The following is a 16653-nucleotide window of genomic DNA, read 5'->3' as shown; positions in this document are numbered from 1 at the left end:
GGCTGAAAGGGGGTGGGGAGGGGTTGGTGCTATCGGTTGACGCTCATCCGCGACGTGCCCAGCAGCCAGCGCAGCGCGCCGGGGCCGAAGCTCAGTTGCAGGGCCACGGCGAGGGCGCTGGCGCTCAGCAGCATCAGCCACAGCAGGCTGCCGAAGACCGCGCCGTCTTGCCACAGGCACAGGCCCAGTGCCAGGGCCAGCAGGGCTGCGCCCCGCAGGCGCCAGCGGCGCAGGGTAGGGGAGTCAGGGGTGGGGCCGGGGGTGGGGTGGTGGCCGGCGCTGACGCTGACCGTGTCCAGGTGGCGTTCCTGGCTCAGGGCCAGCCAGGCCATGCCCAGCGTGTTGAGCAGGCTGGCGGCGCCCATCCAGAGGGCGTCATGCATGGCGTTCTCCGGTGTGCTGGAGGGCCGGGCTGCGGTCTGTGTTCCGGCTCGGCGTGCTGTGGCGGGCATGCCCGCGGCGCAGCCGCAACGCAGCCCAGGTGCTGACCGCGGCCAGGCACAGCAGGGCGGTGTCCACGCCGGCCACGCCCCATTGGCCCAGTTGCAGGCTGCGCCACAGCGGCATGCCGGTGGTCAGGGCGTTGAGCAGCACGGCCGCTGCCGCTGCGCCGGCCACGGCCCACAGCTGCTGTGCCCAGGCCTGGCGGCCCTGCCAGGCGGCATGGGCCAGGCTGAGCAGCCAGCACAGGTAGAAGGCGGCCATCTCCAGCTCGGCACGGCCCAGGCTGCCGGCCTGGGCGTGTGCCGGCAGCAGCCGGTTGGCCAGCAAAAAGGCCAGCGTGGCCGCGATCACGCCGGGCATGGAGGCCACGCTCAGCGCCTCGACCACGCGCACGCCGGCCAGGCCCTGGCGGGCGTGCCGGGTGCGCCGGCTTTCGAGCCAGAACACAAAGCCGGTGCCGATCATCACGCAGCCCCCCAGGCCGGCCGCAAAGTACAGCCAGCGCAGCATCCAGTGCTTGAACTGCACGTAATGCAGGCCGCTGACAAAGCGCTGCACGCGCATCACGGGGGCTTCATTGAACTCGTGCAACAGGGCGCCGCTGGCGGCATCGAAATACAGCTGCTCCAGGCCCAGGGGAACCTGGTCCTGGGGCGAGCGGCGCAGCTCCACATAGCTGTTGGCGTCGCCCGGATGCCAGACCCGCAGAAAGTAGGCCTCGCTGCCGGGCCAGTGCTGGCGGGCCGCCGCCAGCATGCTGTCCAGTGCCGGGGCCTGCTCGGCGGGCCGCCCGGCCTTGGGCCGCCGGTACACGCCCATGCCTTCGGCCTGGAAGGCCTGCTGGGCCGCCACCGGGCCGGCGCCGGGGTAGGCAGCCCAGGGGGCGGCGGGCCAATAGATGCCCATGAAGACGATCAGCCCCGACAGCGCGATGGCGACATGAAACGGCAGCAGCAACACGCCTGTGAGGTTGTGCAGGTCCAGGCTGGCGCGCGGCAACTGCTTGCGCGGGCGGAACAGAAAGAAATCGGCCAGCAGCTTGCGGTGGATCACCACGCCGCTGACCACCCCCACCAGCATGGCCAGGCCGGCCAGGCCGGCCAGCCAGTAGCCCAGGGCTTTCCATTTCAGGTGCAGGCTGTAGTGGAAGGGGTAGATGAAGCCCGAGCCGCCCAGGGTCTCGGTCTCGTTGAGCACGGCACCGGTGCGCGGGTGCAGGTAGCGCCGTTCGGGTCGGGTGCTGCCGGGCGGGCGCCAGCTCAGGCGCAGCACGGGCGCGCGCTCATAGGGCAGCACCACGGACCATTGCGAGGCGCCCTGCGTGAGGCGCTCGATCTGCGCACTGACGGGGCCTTCGAGCACCAGCGGCGCTTGCAGCAGCCCGGTGTCCAGGCGGGTGTCGGGCATCATCCAGCGGTCGATCTCGCGGTCGAACACGCTCAGCGTGCCCATCCAGAACACCACGAACAGCAGGCTGCCGATGAGCACGCCCGCCCAGCTGTGCAGCCAGGCCATGGATTGACGGAATGTGGGGTGCATGACAGGGCTTTCTCAGGGCAGACAGGCCAGCAGGGCCAGGCAGGCGGCGCTGCCCAGCAGCACGGTGGCCCACAGCCGGCGCAGGCGCCGCACGCTGAAGGCCCACAGCAGCAGCCCGAGGTAGACCCCAAAGCCCAGCATGGCGGTGGCCACCACGGCCTCGCTGCGGGGCAGTCCGGCCAGCACCAGCAGGCGGCTGAGCAGGCCCATGCTGCAGGCGGTCAGCAGGTAGCCGCCGGGCAGGGCGCCCAGCACCCTGGCTGTCACGTGAAGAGCTGAGGCGTGCATGGGGGCCTCAGGCTCAGAAGGTGGTACGCAGCGTCAGCTGCAGCGCGCGTGGCGAGCCCGGCAGGATCAGGTTGTCGTTGCTGCCGTGGCTGGACACGTAGTACTTGCGGTTGGCCAGGTTCTTCAGGTTCACGTCCAGCGCCCAGTCGCCGCGCTCGTAGTGGGCTGCGGCGTCCAGCGTGGTGTAGCCCGGCAGGGTGACCAGGTTGGTGAGCGAGGTGTAGCGCGCCCCCACCGCGCTCAGGCCGCCGCCCAGGCGCAGGCCCTGGCCCACGTCCTTCATGGCCCAGACAAAGCCCGAGTGGCGCGGCGTGAGCGCCGGCACCTTGCCCAGGGCCGACACGTTGACGAGGGGCAACTGGCTGGAGGCGGTGGTGGCCACCGACTCGACCATGCGCCCGTTGAGCCAGGCGTAGCCGGCGCTCAGGTCCCAGCGGCCAGGCAGGCGGCCGGTGGCGGTCAACTCCAGGCCATCGGTGCGTTGCTTGCCCACGTTGATCATCACCGAGGGGCGGTTGGGGTCGGTGTTCTTGATGTTGGCGCGCTCCAGGCGGAACAGGGCCCCGGTCAGGTTGAGCTGGCCATCCAGCAGGTCGAGCTTGGCGCCGATCTCACGGTTCTCGGTGATTTCGGGGGCGCTGGCGGCATTGCTGGACGACAGTGCCAGGCTCTCGCCCGAGGGCTGGAAGGAGCGGCTGTACGAGGCGTAGTAAGACAGCCAGTCGGCCGGCTGCCAGACCAGGCCGGCGCGGGGGCTGAACTTCTTGTCGGTGCGGCCCAGCGGGCTGAGCTTGCGCTCGAAGGCGGTGTCCTGGCTGAACACGTCGTAGCGTGCCCCGAGCAGGGCCTTCCACTGGGGCGACAGGGTGATCTGGTCTTGCGCATACAGCGCGCTGGTGCCCAGCGAGGTGTGGCTGGGGATGGCGCTGTCGGCGGCATAGGCGCTGGCCGCGATGGCCGGTGGCACCACGCTGCCCGGGTTGAGCAGGTTGACCCGGTCGACCGTGCCCCCGGAGACCGACCAGGCGGTCTTCTTCTGCGAGCCCAGCTCCATGCCCAGCAGCCATTCCTGCTGCAGGCCGCCCAGGCGGTTGCGCCAGGTGAGGTCGGTCTGGTTGAACAGGCTGGACTCGTCGCGGAAGATGAAGGAGCGGGTGCGGCCCACGGTCTGGGTCACCGGGTCGGTGGTGCCGCTGGGCAGGGTGTTGAAGCGGCGCAGGTCGTAGCCCTGGACGCGGGTGACGTTGCGCAGCGACAGGGCCTCGTCAAAGCGGTGGTTCAGGGTGGACGTGAAGGCGCGCACATGGCTGGTGGTGGTGTCGTCGCGCGCGGCCTGGCCCGAGCCGTAGTAGGTGCTGGCGGCCACGTTGACCGGGCGCCCGTTCAAGGCCGGGATGCCGAAGTCGGTCAGGCGGCGGTCGTCGGCATCGGTGTACTGCAGCAGCAGATCGGTCTCGCGGGCCAGCTTCAGGGCCAGCGAGGGGGCGAAGTTGTAGCGCTTGAGGAATTGCTGGTCGCGGTAGCTGCCCGAGTCTTCCTTGGCCACGTTGAGGCGGAAGGCGGCGCTCTCATTGATCCCCAGGTTCAGGTCGGCGGTGGCGCGGCGGTAGTCGAAACTGCCCAGGCCCAGGGTGGCTTCGCCACGGGTCACGCCGAACCGCGGCTTCTTGGTCACGCGGTTGATCAGCCCGCCCGAGGAGCCGCGCCCATACAGCACGGCCGCCGGGCCCTTGAGCACCTCGATGCGCTCGATGTCGGCCAGGTCGCGGAAGTACATCGCGTCGTCTCGCACGCCATCGATGAACTGGTCGGCCAGGGCCGTGAAGCCGCGGATCACCACCTGGTCGCGCTGGCCGTCGCCCGTGCTCATCGCCACGCCGGGCACGTTGCGCAGCGCGTCTTCCATCGAGCGGGCGCCCTGGTCGCGCAGCAGCTGGGCCGGCACCACCTGCACCGATTGCGGGATGTCGCGCAGCGGTGCGCTGGTCTTGGTGGCACTGCGGCTGCTGGCGGGCGAGTAACCCTCGTCCTGGGCGCCGTTGACGGTGACTTCCTGCAGGGTCTGGGCCTGGGCGGGCAGGCCGAAGGCGGCGAGAAGCGCCAGGGCGAGCGGGCCACGGCGGAAAAAGCGTTGCTGAAACATGGTTGGGCCTCGGGGCACGGGGTGGGTCCGGGGGCAGGGGCGCGGTGCGCCCTGCGTCTGCCGGGGCCGGCGTGCCGAGGTCGAAGGCGCAGCAGGCGCGCGTCCGATTCGCTGTGGGGGTTGTGCGCAGGCCAGTGGCCCGCCAGGCGCCCCGGGCCACAAGGGCCGGCACACTGGATCCGGGGCTGGCGGGGCCCGTGTCGGGCTTGGCTGGCGTAACGCAAGTTTACATTACAAATGAGAAACGTTCGCAACAACTTGACGCGAGGGGCGCGCGACGTGCAGCAAGGGCTGCCGACGCCAAAAAAAATGGGCCCGAAGGCCCATGCAGGTGCGCGCCGTGAGGGTGCTTATTCGTGTTCGCCCATCTGCGACTGCAGGTAATTGGGCAGGCCCACCTTGTCGATCAGGTCGATCTGGGTTTCCAGGAAGTCGATGTGCTCTTCGGTGTCGTCGAGGATCTTCTGCAGCAGGTCGCGCGAGACGTAGTCGCGCACGCTTTCGCAGTAGGCCATGCCGTCCTTGATGGTGGCCTGGGCGCCTTGCTCGGCGCCCAGGTCGCAACGCAGGATCTCGGGCACGTCTTCACCGACCGACAGCTTGCCCAGGTCCTGCAGATTGGGCAGGCCGTCGAGCATGAAGATGCGGTCCATGAGCCAGTCGGCATGCTTCATCTCGCCGATCGACTCGGCGTACTCCTTCTTGGCCAGCTTGTCGAAGCCCCAGTGCTTGAGCATGCGGTAGTGCAGAAAGTACTGGTTGATCGCGGTCAGCTCATTTTTGAGCTGGGCCTGCAGGTGGCTGATGACTTGAGGGTCGCCTTTCATGGGATGTCCTTCCGGTTGGGGTGATCGGTGGATTGTGGTGCACAACCGGGGCCGGGTGGCTCTGATTCCGGTGATTTCCTAGTAAATCAGGCGCTCGGGCCGGATCTCCTGCAGGATGGTGGTGGCGATCTCCTCGATCGACTTGGTCGTGCTGCTGAGCCAGCGGATGCCGCTGCGCCGCATCATGGCTTCGGCCTCGCTGACCTCGGCGCGGCAGTTCTCGAGGCTGGCATAGCGCGAGTTGGGTCGGCGCTCGTTGCGGATCTCCGACAGGCGCTCGGGGTGGATGGTCAGGCCGAACAGCTTCTTGCGGTGGGGCAGCAGGGCCGGCGGCAGCTGGCGGCGGTCGAAGTCTTCCGGAATCAGCGGGTAGTTGGCGGCCTTCAGGCCGTGCTGCATCGCCAGGTACAGGCTGGTGGGGGTCTTGCCGCTGCGGCTCACCCCGACCAGGATCACATCGGCGGCTTCCAGATCGCGGTTGGACTGGCCGTCGTCGTGGGCCAGGCTGAAGTTGATGGCTTCGATGCGGTCGTGGTATTCCTTGCTCTTGCTCACGTCCGAGAAGCGGCCCACGCGGTGGTGCGACTTGATGCCCAGCTCTTTTTCGAGCGGGTGCACAAAGGTGCCGAACATGTCCAGCAGCATGCCCTGGCAGCCCTCCTGGATCACGGCCAGCACTTCCATGTTGACCAGCGTGGTGAAGACGATGGGCTTGCGGCCTTCGATCTCGCCCGTGTGGTTGATCTGGCGCACCGCCTGGTGGGCCTTGTCGACGGTGTCGATGAAGGGCAGGCGCACATGGCGGGTGCTCATGTCGAACTGGGCCAGGATGGCGTTGCCGAAGGTTTCGGCCGTGATGCCGGTGCCGTCCGAGATGTAGAAGACTGTGCGGGTGTGCATTTGCGAAGGGGTTTCCAAAAAGGGTCTGTCAGCCTGACGCCAGCAGGTCATGGCGCGCCAAGCCTACAATCGCGCATTATCCAAATTCTCACCATGCGCTGTCTTGACCTACAAGCACAAATACAAAGTCGCCCGACGCGCATGGGCCGCAGCTGCCATGGCCGAAGCGCTGGCAGCGCAGACCCGGTTTTAACTTCTGGAGCTTTCCCATGTCTGCACTTTTCAGCCCGACCGCCCTGGTCGTACCGTTTGAAAACCTGAGAATGAGCGATGTCGAGGCCGTTGGCGGCAAGAACGCCAGCCTCGGCGAGATGATTTCGCAGCTGCCGCAAGGCGTGCGCGTGCCCACCGGCTTTGCCACCACGGCCCATGCCTTCCGCCAGTTCCTGGCCCATGATGGCCTGGCCGACAAGATCAATGCCCGACTGTCCAGCCTGGACACCGAGGACGTCAACGCGCTGGCCAAGGCCGGCGCCGAGATCCGCGCCATGGTGGAGGCCCAGCCCTTCCCGGCCGATCTGGAAAAAGCGATTGCCGACGCCTTTGCCACGCTGAGCGCCGGCAATGCCGCCGCTTCGTTCGCGGTGCGTTCCTCGGCCACCGCCGAAGACCTGCCCGACGCCTCGTTCGCCGGTCAGCAAGAGACCTTCCTGAACGTGGTGGGCCTGAGCGACATCCTGCACAAGATGAAGGAAGTGTTCGCCAGCCTGTACAACGACCGCGCCATCAGCTACCGCGTGCACAAGGGCTTTGCCCATGCCGACGTGGCCTTGTCGGCCGGCGTGCAGCGCATGGTGCGCTCCGACCTGGGCGCCGCCGGCGTGATGTTCACCATCGACACCGAGTCGGGCTTTGAAGACGTGGTCTTCATCACCTCCAGCTACGGCCTGGGCGAAACCGTGGTGCAGGGCGCGGTGAACCCCGACGAGTTCTACGTGCACAAGCCCATGCTCAAGGCCGGCAAGCGCGCCGTGATCCGCCGCAACCTGGGCTCCAAGCTGATCCAGATGGTGTTCTCGAGCGCCGAAGAAAAAGCCGCCTCGGGCAAGCTGGTCAAGACCGTGGACGTGCCCACCGAGCTGCGCAACCGCTACTCGCTGACCGACGCCGATGTCGAGCAACTGGCCCAGTACGCGCTGGTGATCGAGCAGCACTATGGCCGCCCGATGGACATCGAATGGGGCAAGGACGGCACCGACGGCCAGCTCTACATCCTGCAGGCCCGTCCCGAAACCGTGAAGAGCCAGCAGCAGGGCAAGGCCGAACAGCGCTACAAGCTCAAGGGCCAGGGCGCCGTGCTGGCCGAAGGCCGTGCCATCGGCCAGAAGATCGGCACCGGCCCGGTGCGCCTGGTGCACCACATCAGCGAAATGGACAAGGTGCAGGCCGGCGACGTGCTCGTCACCGACATGACCGACCCGAACTGGGAGCCGGTGATGAAGCGCGCCAGCGCCATCGTCACCAACCGCGGTGGCCGCACCTGCCACGCCGCCATCATTGCGCGCGAGCTGGGCATCCCGGCCGTGGTGGGCTGCGGCAATGCCACCGACCTGCTCAAGGACGGCACCCTGGTGACCGTGAGCTGCGCCGAGGGCGACACCGGCCGCATCTATGACGGCCTGCTCGAGACCGAGGTGACCGAGGTGGAGCGCGGCGTGATGCCCAAGATCGCCACCAAGATCATGATGAACGTGGGCAACCCGCAACTGGCCTTCGACTTCTGCCAGTTGCCCAACGAAGGCGTGGGCCTGGCCCGCCTGGAGTTCATCATCAACAACAACATCGGCGTGCACCCGAAGGCGATCCTGGACTACCCGAACATCGATGCCGACCTGAAGAAGGCCGTCGAGTCGGTGGCCCGTGGCCATGCCTCTCCGCGCGCTTTCTATGTCGACAAGGTGGCCGAAGGCGTGGCCACCATCGCTGCGGCCTTCTGGCCCAAGCCGGTGATCGTGCGCCTGTCCGACTTCAAGAGCAACGAGTACCGCAAGCTGATCGGCGGCAGCCGCTACGAGCCCGAGGAAGAAAACCCGATGCTGGGCTTCCGCGGTGCCGCGCGCTACATCAGTGCCGATTTCGGCGAGGCCTTTGCCATGGAGTGCGAGGCGCTCAAGCGCGTGCGCAACGACATGGGCCTGACCAATGTGCAGGTGATGGTGCCTTTTGTTCGCACCTTGGGCCAGGCCGACCGCGTCACCCAGCTGCTGGCCGACCACGGTCTGAAGCGTGGCGAGAACGAGCTCAAGGTCATCATGATGTGCGAGGTGCCCAGCAACGCCATCCTGGCCGATGAGTTCCTGCAGTACTTCGACGGCTTCTCGATCGGCTCCAACGACCTGACCCAGCTCACCCTGGGCCTGGACCGCGATTCGGGCCTGGAGCTGCTGGCCGCCGACTTCGACGAGCGCGATCCGGCCGTCAAGGCCATGCTGAGCCGCGCCATTGCCGCCTGCAAGGCACAAGGCAAGTACGTGGGCATCTGTGGCCAGGGCCCCAGCGACCACCCCGACTTCGCCCAGTGGCTGGCGGATCAGGGCATTGCCTCGATCTCGCTCAACCCGGACAGCGTGATCGACACCTGGAAGCGCCTGGCCGGCCTCTGAGCCTGCGCATGAGGGGGCATCGGAGCCCCCGTCGCCGGGGTAAGACCTAGGCCTGACGGGCGGCTTCCGGTGCGATCATGCGGGCATGTCTCCACCCGTGGCATCTGAACTTTCTGCGCCGACCCCGGCCGTGCTGACCCAACACCGCTTCTGGTGGTTGCGGGCCTTGCTGCTGGGCGTGTGGGCGGCGGTGTCTTTCGGGGCCTGCTACTTTGCCCGCGATCTGGAGCGCCTGCCCTTGCCGGGCTGGGGCGGCTCGCTGGGCTACTGGATGGCATCGCAAGGTGCGGTGCTGGTGTTCATCGCCATTGTGGTGCTGTATGCCTGCGTGCTCAACCGCGCCGATCGCCACAGCGCCCAGCCCCAGACCGAGGTCCGGGCCGGGCTTGGGTCCGACTGATGCCGGAGCGTCCGGCGGTGTTGGCTGATCCGGTTGTGCGGCGTCGCTACGAGCGCCGTCTGTACCGCATTCTGGGCCTGTTTGTTCTGTGCCTGCTGGGCTTTCTGCTGCTCATGGGCTGGGCCGAGCAGCAGGGCCTGTCGCGGCGCTGGATCGGCCCCATCTTCCTGTTTTCGAGCGTGATGGTGTGCGCCGGCATCGGCATCTACAGCCGCACCACCGATGCCGAAGACTATTACGTGGCCGGGCGGCGCATCCCGCCCTTCTTCAATGGCATGGCGGCCGCGGCCGACTGGATGAGCGCGGCCTCGTTCATCAGCCTGGCTGGTGCCCTGTACCTGCAGGGTTTTTCCGGCACCGAGGGGCAGCCCGGCGGGCTGGCCTATGTGCTGGGCTGGACCGGGGGCTTCTGCCTGGTGGCCATGCTGATCGCGCCCTACCTGCGGCGCATGAACCTCTACACCGTGCCCGACCTGTTCGAGCAGCGCTTTGGTGGCCGCTGGCCGCGTGTGATCGCGGCGCTGGCCGCGGTGGTGTGCTCTTTCACCTATGTGGTGGCCCAGATTTACGGGGTGGGGTTGATCGCCTCGCGCCTGACCGGCGTGCAGTTCGAGATCGGCATCATGCTGGGGCTGGGTGGGGTGCTGCTGTGCTCCTTTCTGGGCGGCATGCGGGCCATCACCTGGACCCAGGTGGCGCAGTACATCATCATGCTGCTGGCCTTTCTGATCCCGGTGTCCTGGCTGGCCTACAAGCAGCTGGGCAATCCGCTGGCGCCGCTGGTGTATGGGCGTCAACTGGCCAAGATCGAGGCGCTCGAGCAGCAGCTCATCGATTCGCCGTCCGAGCGGCAGGTGGCGGCCGAGTTTCTGCGCCGCTCGCGCGAGTACGAAGCCAACCTGAACAACGTGCCCCAGGCCCTGGTGCGCGAGCGCCAGGCCGCCCAGGAGCACCTGCGCGAACTCCGCCAGCGCAATGCTGACGTGGCCAGCATCGTGGCCGCCACCCGCGAGGTGGCCAGCCTGCCGCGCGATGCGACCGCCGCCCGCGAGCAGTGGACCCGGGCCATCCAGGAGAACCGCGAGCGCGCCGCCCCGCTGGGCGGCATGCCGCGGCACAGCCAGGCCTTTGCCGGCGACCCCGAGGGCACGCCAGCCGAACGCGAAGCCTTTCACCTGTCGCGCCTCAACTTTCTGGCGCTGATGTTCTGCCTGATGGCGGGCACGGCGGGGCTGCCGCACCTGTTGATCCGTTACTGCACCACGCCCACGGTGGCCGATTCGCGCAGCTCGGTGGCCTGGTCCCTGGTGTTCATCGCCTTGCTGTACCTGAGCGCGCCGGCCCTGGCGGTGCTGGTCAAGTTCGAGATCATGAACAACCTGGTGGGCAGCACCTTCGGCGCCTTGCCGACCTGGATCGTGCAGTGGGCCAAGGTCGATCCGTCCCTGGTCTCGGTGAGCGATGTGAATGGCGACGGCTTGCTGCAGTTTGCCGAGCTGCGGCTGGGGGCCGACATCGTGATGCTGGCCACGCCCGAGCTCGGGGGCCTGCCCTATGTGCTGTCGGGCCTGGTGGCGGCGGGTGGCCTGGCCGCGGCGCTGTCGACCGCGGACGGCCTGCTGCTGACCATCAGCAATGCGCTGGTGCACGACCTGCACCTGTTCCGCAAGGCGGCCTCCAAGGTGGCGCTGGGCGAGCGCCGCGTGATCCTGTCCAAGTTCGTGCTGCTGGCGGTGGCCATGCTGGCGGCCTTCATTGCCGCGCTCAAGCCGTCCGAGATCCTGCCCCTGGTGTCGGCCTCGTTTTCATTGGCGGCCTCGGCCCTGCTGCCGGCCATGGTGCTGGGCATTTTTTGGCGACGCACCACCCGCCACGCCGCGGTGGTCGGCATGCTGACCGGGCTGGCGGTCACGGTGTATTACCTGCTGTCGAATTCGGCCCTGTTGATGGCCTGGTTGGGTTTTGCGCCCGGGCCTCGGCTCTGGTATGGCATCCAGCCGGTGTCGGCCGGCGTGTTCGGCGTGCCGGTGGGCTTTTGCGTCATCTGGCTGCTCAGTGCCCTCACGCCGCGCCGACCCAGCCAGGTGCTTGAAGTGCACAGCTGAGTCCGCTGTGGCGCCAAGGGCGCAGTTTGTGGACAAACCCCTATACAAAAGCCCGGCACAGCATGCCAATCTGGGCTGACAATGCGACGGACCCCAAGGGGTCTGCACAGGCCTGTTCCCGCAACGCACACTGCCGATGATCTACGCCAAGACCGAGTTGGGCCACCGCCTTTTCAAGGCCCGTGACCCCGTGCTGACGCCCCGTCAGCGGTCCGCCTTCATCCTGTTCGACGGGGTGCGGCGGCTGGACGAGGTGTTGCTGGCCACCACTGCGCTGGGCATCACCCAGGCGGATGTGCGGCACATGCTGGAATCCGGCTTGCTGGCCCCGGCCGCTCCGGCCACGGCACCCTTGGTCAAAGCTCAGGAGCCCTTCGAAGAGGGTGAGTCGTCGGTCGATTTTTCTTTGTCGCTGCTGCCGCAGGACAGTGCCCGCAGCGAGCGCCAACGCTTCAACGACGCCTACCCGGTGGCGGTGGCGCTGACGGCCTCTTTGGGCTTGCGGGGGTTCCGCCTCAACCTGGCGGTCGAGGCTGCGGGCAATTACCAGGCCCTGCTGGCGGTGGCGCCGCGCATCCGCGAAGCAGTGGGCGCCTCCCAGTACCGGGCCCTGGAGCGTGCCCTGCTGGGCTGAACGCTCCCGGCCCGGGGGCGGGCTCAGGCGACAGCCAGCAGTTCGACGTCGAACTTCAGCGTGGCATTGCCGGGGATCACGCCACCGGCGCCGCGGGCACCGTAGCCCAGCTTGGCCGGGATGATCAGGGTGCGCTTGCCGCCCACCTTCATGCCCTGCACGCCCAGATCCCAGCCCTTGATGACCATGCCGGCACCCAGGTGGAATTCAAACGGCGAATTGCGGTCCAGGCTGGAGTCGAACTTGGCGCCCTGGGCGCCGCTGTTGTACAGCCAGCCGGTGTAGTGCACGCGCACCTTGCGGCCGGCCACGGCCTCGGTGCCTTCACCGACCACGGTGTCTTCGATCTGCAGATCGGCGGTGGCGGACTCGGGCGACTCGACACCCAGCAACTCGACGTCGAACTTCAGGGTGGCGTTGGGCGGGATCACGCCGCCGGCACCACGGGCACCGTAACCGAGTTCGGGCGGGATGATCAGGGTGCGCTTGCCGCCCACCTTCATGCCCTGCACGCCTTCGTCCCAGCCCTTGATCACCATGCCGGCGCCCAGGGCGAATTCGAAGGGGTCGTTGCGGTCGACGCTGGAGTCGAACTTGGCGCCTTGAACGCCGTTTTCATACAGCCAGCCGGTGTAGTGCACGCTCACCTCGACGCCGGCGCGCGCGACCGCGCCCTCGCCAACCGTGGTGTCTTCGTATTGCAGGCCAGAGGGGGTCGTGGGCATCGGATTTCCTTGCGTGAAGTGCTTCAGTTCGGGAGCCCGGCGGCGCTTCCATGCGCCCACCGCAGCTCTTTTGAGAGCCCGGATTATCCCCGAAACCCAGGCCGGGGCCGGGCTGCTGCTTGGCCCGCCTACGCGGCGCGGCGGGCTCGGTGGGCGGCCCAGCGGGCGGCGAAGGGCTGAACATCGTGCAGGCGCCGCAGCAGGTCTTTGCCGCTGTCCGTGACCAGGTAGCCGCTGGGGCCATGGTCGACCAGGCCGGCCTCGCGCAGCTCTTTCAGCCGGGTGTTGAGGGTGTTGGGGGTGATGCCGCCGACGCTGTCCTGCAGCAGCCGGAAGGTCTGGGCGTGCTCGTCGCGCAAGGCCCACAGCACACGCAGCGCGTAGCGCGATTCAAGCAGGTCGAACAACTGGCTGATGGCGCTGACTTCCTTGGCACTCATGGTCGCAATCTCCGGCTGATGCGCTGGGCGGGCTGGCGCACCGGGCGGCCACCAGCCATCTCGGCGCGACTATAGCCCAAATTGCACAGTCTGCTACGTCTTTCATAGCTGCTGACTCAGTGGGAATCAAGCCTGGACCGGGTTGGGGGCTGGCGGCTCAGAGGTAGATCTTCTGCAGCAGCCGGATCAGGGTCTTGCGCTCGTTTGCGGTGAGCCGGCTGGTGGCGTCGTCTTCCAGGTCGGCTGCGGTCTGTTCGGCGTCCTTCATCAGGGCCAGACCGGCTTCGGTCAGGTGCAGGCCCATGGCCCGGCCGTCGCTGGGGTGCGGGCGGCGCTCGATCAGGCCGCGCCGGTCCATGCCGGCGATGATGCCCACCAAGTTGGGGGGGCAGGATGTTGAGGGTGGCACACAGCTGGCGCGAGGTGATGCCGGGGTTGTGCGCGACCAGCGAGAGCACCGAGAAGTCGACCACCTTGAGCCCATAGACCGACATGCGCTCCATGAACACCTCGATGATCGTCAGGGCGGCGCGGCGGGCGTTGTAGCCCATCAGGGTTTCGAGGTAGCGGGTGTCCACGCTTTCCACGGCAACAGAGGGGGCAGGTTTCTTCGTAGCCATGCCCTCATTGTGGCGGCAAGGCCCGGGTGGGACGTTGCGGCTTGTGACTTTGTGGTGACAAATAGCGCTCAATGATAGGTATATGTAATCGTATGAATATGATCAATTAATGGGTTCAATGGGTTGGGCTGCGATAAAGTCACGGCTGTCGTTCAACCAACCCCAAGTGAGGAAACAGCAATGTCCCTGATCAACACCCAAGTCCAACCCTTCAAGGCCCAGGCTTTCCACAATGGCAAGTTCATCGAAGTCACCGAACAAAGCCTGAAGGGCAAGTGGTCGGTTCTGATCTTCATGCCGGCCGCCTTCACCTTCAACTGCCCGACCGAAATCGAAGACGCTGCTGACAACTACGCTGAATTCCAGAAGGCTGGCGCCGAGGTCTACATCGTCACCACCGACACCCACTTCTCGCACAAGGTGTGGCACGAAACTTCGGCTGCCGTCGGCAAGGCCAAGTTCCCCCTGGTTGGCGACCCGACCCACGCCCTGACCAACGCTTTCGGCGTGCACATCCCTGAAGAAGGCCTGGCTCTGCGCGGCACCTTCATCATCAACCCCGAGTTGCTGATCAAGACCAGCGAAATCCACTCCAACGAAATCGCTCGCGACGTCAAGGAAACCGTGCGCAAGCTGAAGGCTGCCCAGTACACCGCCGCTCACCCGGGCGAAGTCTGCCCCGCCAAGTGGAACGAAGGCGCCAAGACCATCGCTCCGTCGATCGATCTGGTCGGCAAGATCTAAGTCACCGCCGGTCTACGGCCGAGCGCGCTGCGGCGCGCTCCCCCGCCGGACAGCGTCATGGCCTTGCGCCATGCCGTCCGGCTTTTTTTCGCCCAAAAACAGGGCGCGCACCCCCTGATGGGAGTCCGCAGCGCCTCCCCCAACCGAATTCAAGAAGGAAGCCACCATGCTCGACGACCAACTCAAGACCCAACTCGCCGCCTACCTGGAGCGCGTGACGCAACCGTTTGAGCTGGTGGCGTCCCTCGACGACAGCGACACCGCCCGCGAGATGCTGCAATTGCTGCAGACCATCCAGTCGCTGCGCGCCGACAAGATCAGCCTGCGCACCGACGGCATCGATGCGCGTCGCCCCTCGTTCAGCCTGCAGCGCCTGGGCAGCAGCAGCCAGCTGCGCTTTGCCGGCCTGCCGCTGGGCCATGAGTTCACCTCGCTGGTGCTGGCCCTGCTGTGGACCGGTGGCCACCCGCCCAAGGTCGAGCAAGACGTGATCGAGCAGATCCAGGCGCTGGAGGGCGACTTCAACTTCGAGGTCTACATGAGCCTGAGCTGCCACAACTGCCCTGACGTGGTGCAGGCGCTGTCGCTCATGGCCATCCTGAACCCCCGCATCAAGACCACCGTCATCGAGGGCGGCGCCTTCCAGGAGGAAGTCACACGCCGCGAGATCATGGCCGTGCCCATGGTCTTCCTGAACGGGGAGGTGTTCGCCTCGGGCCGCATGACGGTGGAAGAGATCGTGGCCAAACTCGACACGGGCTCTGCCGCCCGCGACGCCGCCAAGCTGTCGGCCAAGGCCCCTTACGACGTGCTGGTGGTGGGCGGTGGCCCGGCCGGCGCCGCAGCGGCGGTGTATGCCGCCCGCAAGGGCATCCGTGTGGGCGTGGCGGCCGAGCGCTTCGGTGGCCAGGTCAACGACACGCTGGCCATCGAGAACTACATCTCGGTGCTCGAAACCGATGGCCCCAAGTTCGCCGCCGCGCTGGAAGCCCACACCCGGGCCTACGACGTGGACATCATGAACCTGCAGCGTGCCGACAAGCTGATCCCTGCGGCCCAGCCCGGCGGCCTGACCGAGGTGGTGCTGGCCAACGGGGGCAGCCTCAAGGCCAAGACCGTGATCCTGTCGACCGGCGCGCGCTGGCGCAATGTCAACGTGCCCGGCGAGGCCGAGTACAAGAACAAGGGCGTGGCCTACTGCCCGCACTGCGACGGCCCCCTGTTCAAGGGCAAGGACGTGGCGGTGATCGGCGGCGGCAACTCGGGCATCGAAGCCGCCATTGACCTGGCCGGCGTGGTGCGCCACGTCACCGTGATCGAGTTCGCCCCTGAGCTGAAGGCCGATGCCGTGCTGGTCAGGAAGCTGCACAGCCTGCCCAATGTGGTGGTGCACACCAACGCCCAGACCACCGAGATCACCGGTGCCGAAGGCAAGGTCAATGGCCTGCGCTACAAGGACCGCGTGAGTGGTGACGAGCACCTGGTGGCCCTGGAGGGCGTGTTCGTGCAAATCGGCCTGGTGCCCAACACCGAATGGCTCAAGGGCACCATCGAACTGTCGCGCTTCGGCGAGATCGTGGTCGACGCCAAGGGCCAGACCAATGTGCCCGGCGTGCTGGCGGCAGGCGACTGCACCACCGTGCCCTACAAGCAGATCGTGATCGCCGCCGGCGAGGGCGCCAAGGCCGCGCTGAGCGCCTTCGATCACCTGATCCGCACCCCGGCCGCTGCCTGAGCCGCCTTGGCTTGAGTGAGTCGACCCCACCCCGCCTGGCGGGTGTGGGGTTTTTTTCTGGCCCGGTGCTTTTTTCGGGTCCAATCAGGGCATGGAAACACCCGCCCACATCGACAACCGCCTGACCGATCTTGAAGTCAAGACCAGCTTCAACGAAGACCTGCTGGAACAACTCAACCAGATCGTGTTCCGCCAGCAGGAGCAGATCGATGCGCTGATCCGCGAAGTGCACGAACTGCGCCGCCAGAACCCCGACGGTGGCGCCCAACGCGGCGGCAACCTGCGCGACGAACTGCCGCCCCACTATTGAGCCCTTGACAAGACCGTTGCATTGGCCTCCCGAACAGACTTGGGGGCGGTAATCTCAGATCTGAGTCACGAGGCGCAGCCCTCGAATGAGAGATGGCCTCACCGTTCAAAAGGCCGCGGAGCAGGCCATGCCAGCAGACACCACGGAGCTGGCTTTGCCAGGCCGTTGGAGTCGTCCCCCTGGGGGATGGCGCCGA

The 16653-nt window shown here is 67.0% G+C and carries 15 protein-coding genes and 2 pseudogenes; 7 read left to right on the top strand and 10 right to left on the bottom strand.

The annotated features are described in order from the left end of the window. Positions 1-29: 29 nt before the first annotated feature. From F624_RS0114005 to ppsR, 6 genes are all read right to left on the bottom strand, one after another. Positions 30-383 carry a DUF3325 family protein gene (locus tag F624_RS0114005; protein ID WP_031255014.1) on the bottom strand — a complete coding sequence of 118 codons (354 nt, stop codon included), beginning with the start codon at positions 381-383 and terminating at the stop codon, positions 30-32. Further along, the gene (locus F624_RS0114000) at positions 376-1983 is read right to left on the bottom strand and encodes a PepSY-associated TM helix domain-containing protein (RefSeq protein ID WP_157443467.1); all 1608 of its coding nucleotides are present in this window, start codon (positions 1981-1983) and stop codon (positions 376-378) included. Before F624_RS0114000 ends, F624_RS0114005 begins: the two co-directional genes overlap by 8 nt. A 12-nt stretch (positions 1984-1995) precedes the next feature. Beyond that, positions 1996-2271 carry a hypothetical protein gene (locus tag F624_RS0113995; protein ID WP_027475802.1) on the bottom strand — a complete coding sequence of 92 codons (276 nt, stop codon included), beginning with the start codon at positions 2269-2271 and terminating at the stop codon, positions 1996-1998. 13 nt (positions 2272-2284) lie between these two features. Then, positions 2285-4414 carry a TonB-dependent receptor gene (locus F624_RS0113990; RefSeq protein WP_019574940.1) on the bottom strand — a complete coding sequence of 710 codons (2130 nt, stop codon included), beginning with the start codon at positions 4412-4414 and terminating at the stop codon, positions 2285-2287. A gap of 350 nt (positions 4415-4764) precedes the next feature. Continuing rightward, the gene (gene bfr / locus F624_RS0113985; RefSeq protein WP_019574939.1) at positions 4765-5241 is read right to left on the bottom strand and encodes a bacterioferritin; all 477 of its coding nucleotides are present in this window, start codon (positions 5239-5241) and stop codon (positions 4765-4767) included. A gap of 78 nt (positions 5242-5319) precedes the next feature. Continuing rightward, positions 5320-6141, bottom strand: coding sequence for a posphoenolpyruvate synthetase regulatory kinase/phosphorylase PpsR (ppsR, locus tag F624_RS0113980; protein ID WP_019574938.1), 822 nt, complete (start codon positions 6139-6141; stop codon positions 5320-5322). A gap of 209 nt (positions 6142-6350) precedes the next feature. Between ppsR and ppsA the strand changes: the two genes are divergently transcribed. The 4 genes from ppsA to F624_RS0113960 all read left to right on the top strand — a co-directional run bounded on the left by ppsA (position 6351) and on the right by F624_RS0113960 (position 11883). Next, a complete protein-coding gene (gene ppsA / locus F624_RS0113975) occupies positions 6351-8744 on the top strand; it encodes a phosphoenolpyruvate synthase (protein WP_027475806.1) in 2394 nt (797 codons plus the stop codon). A 130-nt stretch (positions 8745-8874) separates the two neighbouring features. Beyond that, positions 8875-9144, top strand: a complete 270-nt coding sequence (locus tag F624_RS32520; RefSeq protein WP_019574936.1) for a sodium/substrate symporter small subunit — start codon at positions 8875-8877, stop codon at positions 9142-9144. Beyond that, the gene (locus F624_RS0113965; protein ID WP_019574935.1) at positions 9144-11249 is read left to right on the top strand and encodes a VC_2705 family sodium/solute symporter; all 2106 of its coding nucleotides are present in this window, start codon (positions 9144-9146) and stop codon (positions 11247-11249) included. The genes F624_RS32520 and F624_RS0113965 overlap by 1 nt, the downstream gene beginning before the upstream one ends. A 136-nt stretch (positions 11250-11385) precedes the next feature. After that, positions 11386-11883, top strand: coding sequence for a hypothetical protein (locus F624_RS0113960; protein ID WP_019574934.1), 498 nt, complete (start codon positions 11386-11388; stop codon positions 11881-11883). Between the two features lie 23 nt (positions 11884-11906). Here F624_RS0113960 and F624_RS35535 read toward each other — a convergent pair whose 3' ends face one another. The 4 genes and pseudogenes from F624_RS35535 to F624_RS32515 form a co-directional block, all read right to left on the bottom strand. After that, on the bottom strand, positions 11907-12236 hold the full coding sequence (locus F624_RS35535) for an FKBP-type peptidyl-prolyl cis-trans isomerase (RefSeq protein WP_420536240.1): 330 nt from the start codon (positions 12234-12236) through the stop codon (positions 11907-11909). A gap of 27 nt (positions 12237-12263) precedes the next feature. Next, positions 12264-12608, bottom strand: a pseudogene (locus F624_RS35530) (FKBP-type peptidyl-prolyl cis-trans isomerase); the annotation flags it as partial. Between the two features lie 128 nt (positions 12609-12736). After that, positions 12737-13048 carry a winged helix-turn-helix transcriptional regulator gene (locus tag F624_RS0113950; protein ID WP_019574932.1) on the bottom strand — a complete coding sequence of 104 codons (312 nt, stop codon included), beginning with the start codon at positions 13046-13048 and terminating at the stop codon, positions 12737-12739. A gap of 157 nt (positions 13049-13205) precedes the next feature. Next, a pseudogene (locus F624_RS32515) lies at positions 13206-13668 on the bottom strand (MarR family winged helix-turn-helix transcriptional regulator). A 180-nt stretch (positions 13669-13848) separates the two neighbouring features. Between F624_RS32515 and ahpC the strand changes: the two are divergent. From ahpC to F624_RS0113930, 3 genes are all read left to right on the top strand, one after another. Further along, positions 13849-14412, top strand: coding sequence for an alkyl hydroperoxide reductase subunit C (gene ahpC, locus F624_RS0113940; RefSeq protein WP_019574930.1), 564 nt, complete (start codon positions 13849-13851; stop codon positions 14410-14412). Between the two features lie 166 nt (positions 14413-14578). Beyond that, on the top strand, positions 14579-16147 hold the full coding sequence (gene ahpF, locus F624_RS0113935) for an alkyl hydroperoxide reductase subunit F (RefSeq protein WP_019574928.1): 1569 nt from the start codon (positions 14579-14581) through the stop codon (positions 16145-16147). Between the two features lie 91 nt (positions 16148-16238). Next, positions 16239-16457, top strand: coding sequence for a SlyX family protein (locus F624_RS0113930; RefSeq protein WP_019574927.1), 219 nt, complete (start codon positions 16239-16241; stop codon positions 16455-16457). The last annotated feature ends 196 nt before the right edge of the window (positions 16458-16653 follow it).

Source organism: Curvibacter lanceolatus ATCC 14669, assembly GCF_000381265.1.
Classification (GTDB): Bacteria; Pseudomonadota; Gammaproteobacteria; order Burkholderiales; family Burkholderiaceae_C; genus Curvibacter; species Curvibacter lanceolatus.
The sequence above is the reverse complement of the archived record's forward strand: the minus strand, read 5'-3'. Positions and strand labels throughout refer to the sequence as shown.

Excerpts from the sequence above, each read along its gene's own strand:
- ahpC (WP_019574930.1), top strand. The coding sequence starts at position 13,849 with ATGTCCCTGATCAACACCCAAGTCCAACCCTTCAAGGCCCAGGCTTTC.
- F624_RS0113995 (WP_027475802.1), bottom strand. The coding sequence starts at position 2,271 with ATGCACGCCTCAGCTCTTCACGTGACAGCCAGGGTGCTGGGCGCCCTG.
- F624_RS0113990 (WP_019574940.1), bottom strand. The coding sequence starts at position 4,414 with ATGTTTCAGCAACGCTTTTTCCGCCGTGGCCCGCTCGCCCTGGCGCTT.
- ppsA (WP_027475806.1), top strand. The coding sequence starts at position 6,351 with ATGTCTGCACTTTTCAGCCCGACCGCCCTGGTCGTACCGTTTGAAAAC.
- ppsR (WP_019574938.1), bottom strand. The coding sequence starts at position 6,141 with ATGCACACCCGCACAGTCTTCTACATCTCGGACGGCACCGGCATCACG.
- F624_RS0113950 (WP_019574932.1), bottom strand. The coding sequence starts at position 13,048 with ATGAGTGCCAAGGAAGTCAGCGCCATCAGCCAGTTGTTCGACCTGCTT.
- F624_RS0114005 (WP_031255014.1), bottom strand. The coding sequence starts at position 383 with ATGCATGACGCCCTCTGGATGGGCGCCGCCAGCCTGCTCAACACGCTG.
- F624_RS0113965 (WP_019574935.1), top strand. The coding sequence starts at position 9,144 with ATGCCGGAGCGTCCGGCGGTGTTGGCTGATCCGGTTGTGCGGCGTCGC.
- F624_RS0114000 (WP_157443467.1), bottom strand. The coding sequence starts at position 1,983 with ATGCACCCCACATTCCGTCAATCCATGGCCTGGCTGCACAGCTGGGCG.
- ahpF (WP_019574928.1), top strand. The coding sequence starts at position 14,579 with ATGCTCGACGACCAACTCAAGACCCAACTCGCCGCCTACCTGGAGCGC.
- F624_RS0113960 (WP_019574934.1), top strand. The coding sequence starts at position 11,386 with ATGATCTACGCCAAGACCGAGTTGGGCCACCGCCTTTTCAAGGCCCGT.
- F624_RS0113930 (WP_019574927.1), top strand. The coding sequence starts at position 16,239 with ATGGAAACACCCGCCCACATCGACAACCGCCTGACCGATCTTGAAGTC.
- bfr (WP_019574939.1), bottom strand. The coding sequence starts at position 5,241 with ATGAAAGGCGACCCTCAAGTCATCAGCCACCTGCAGGCCCAGCTCAAA.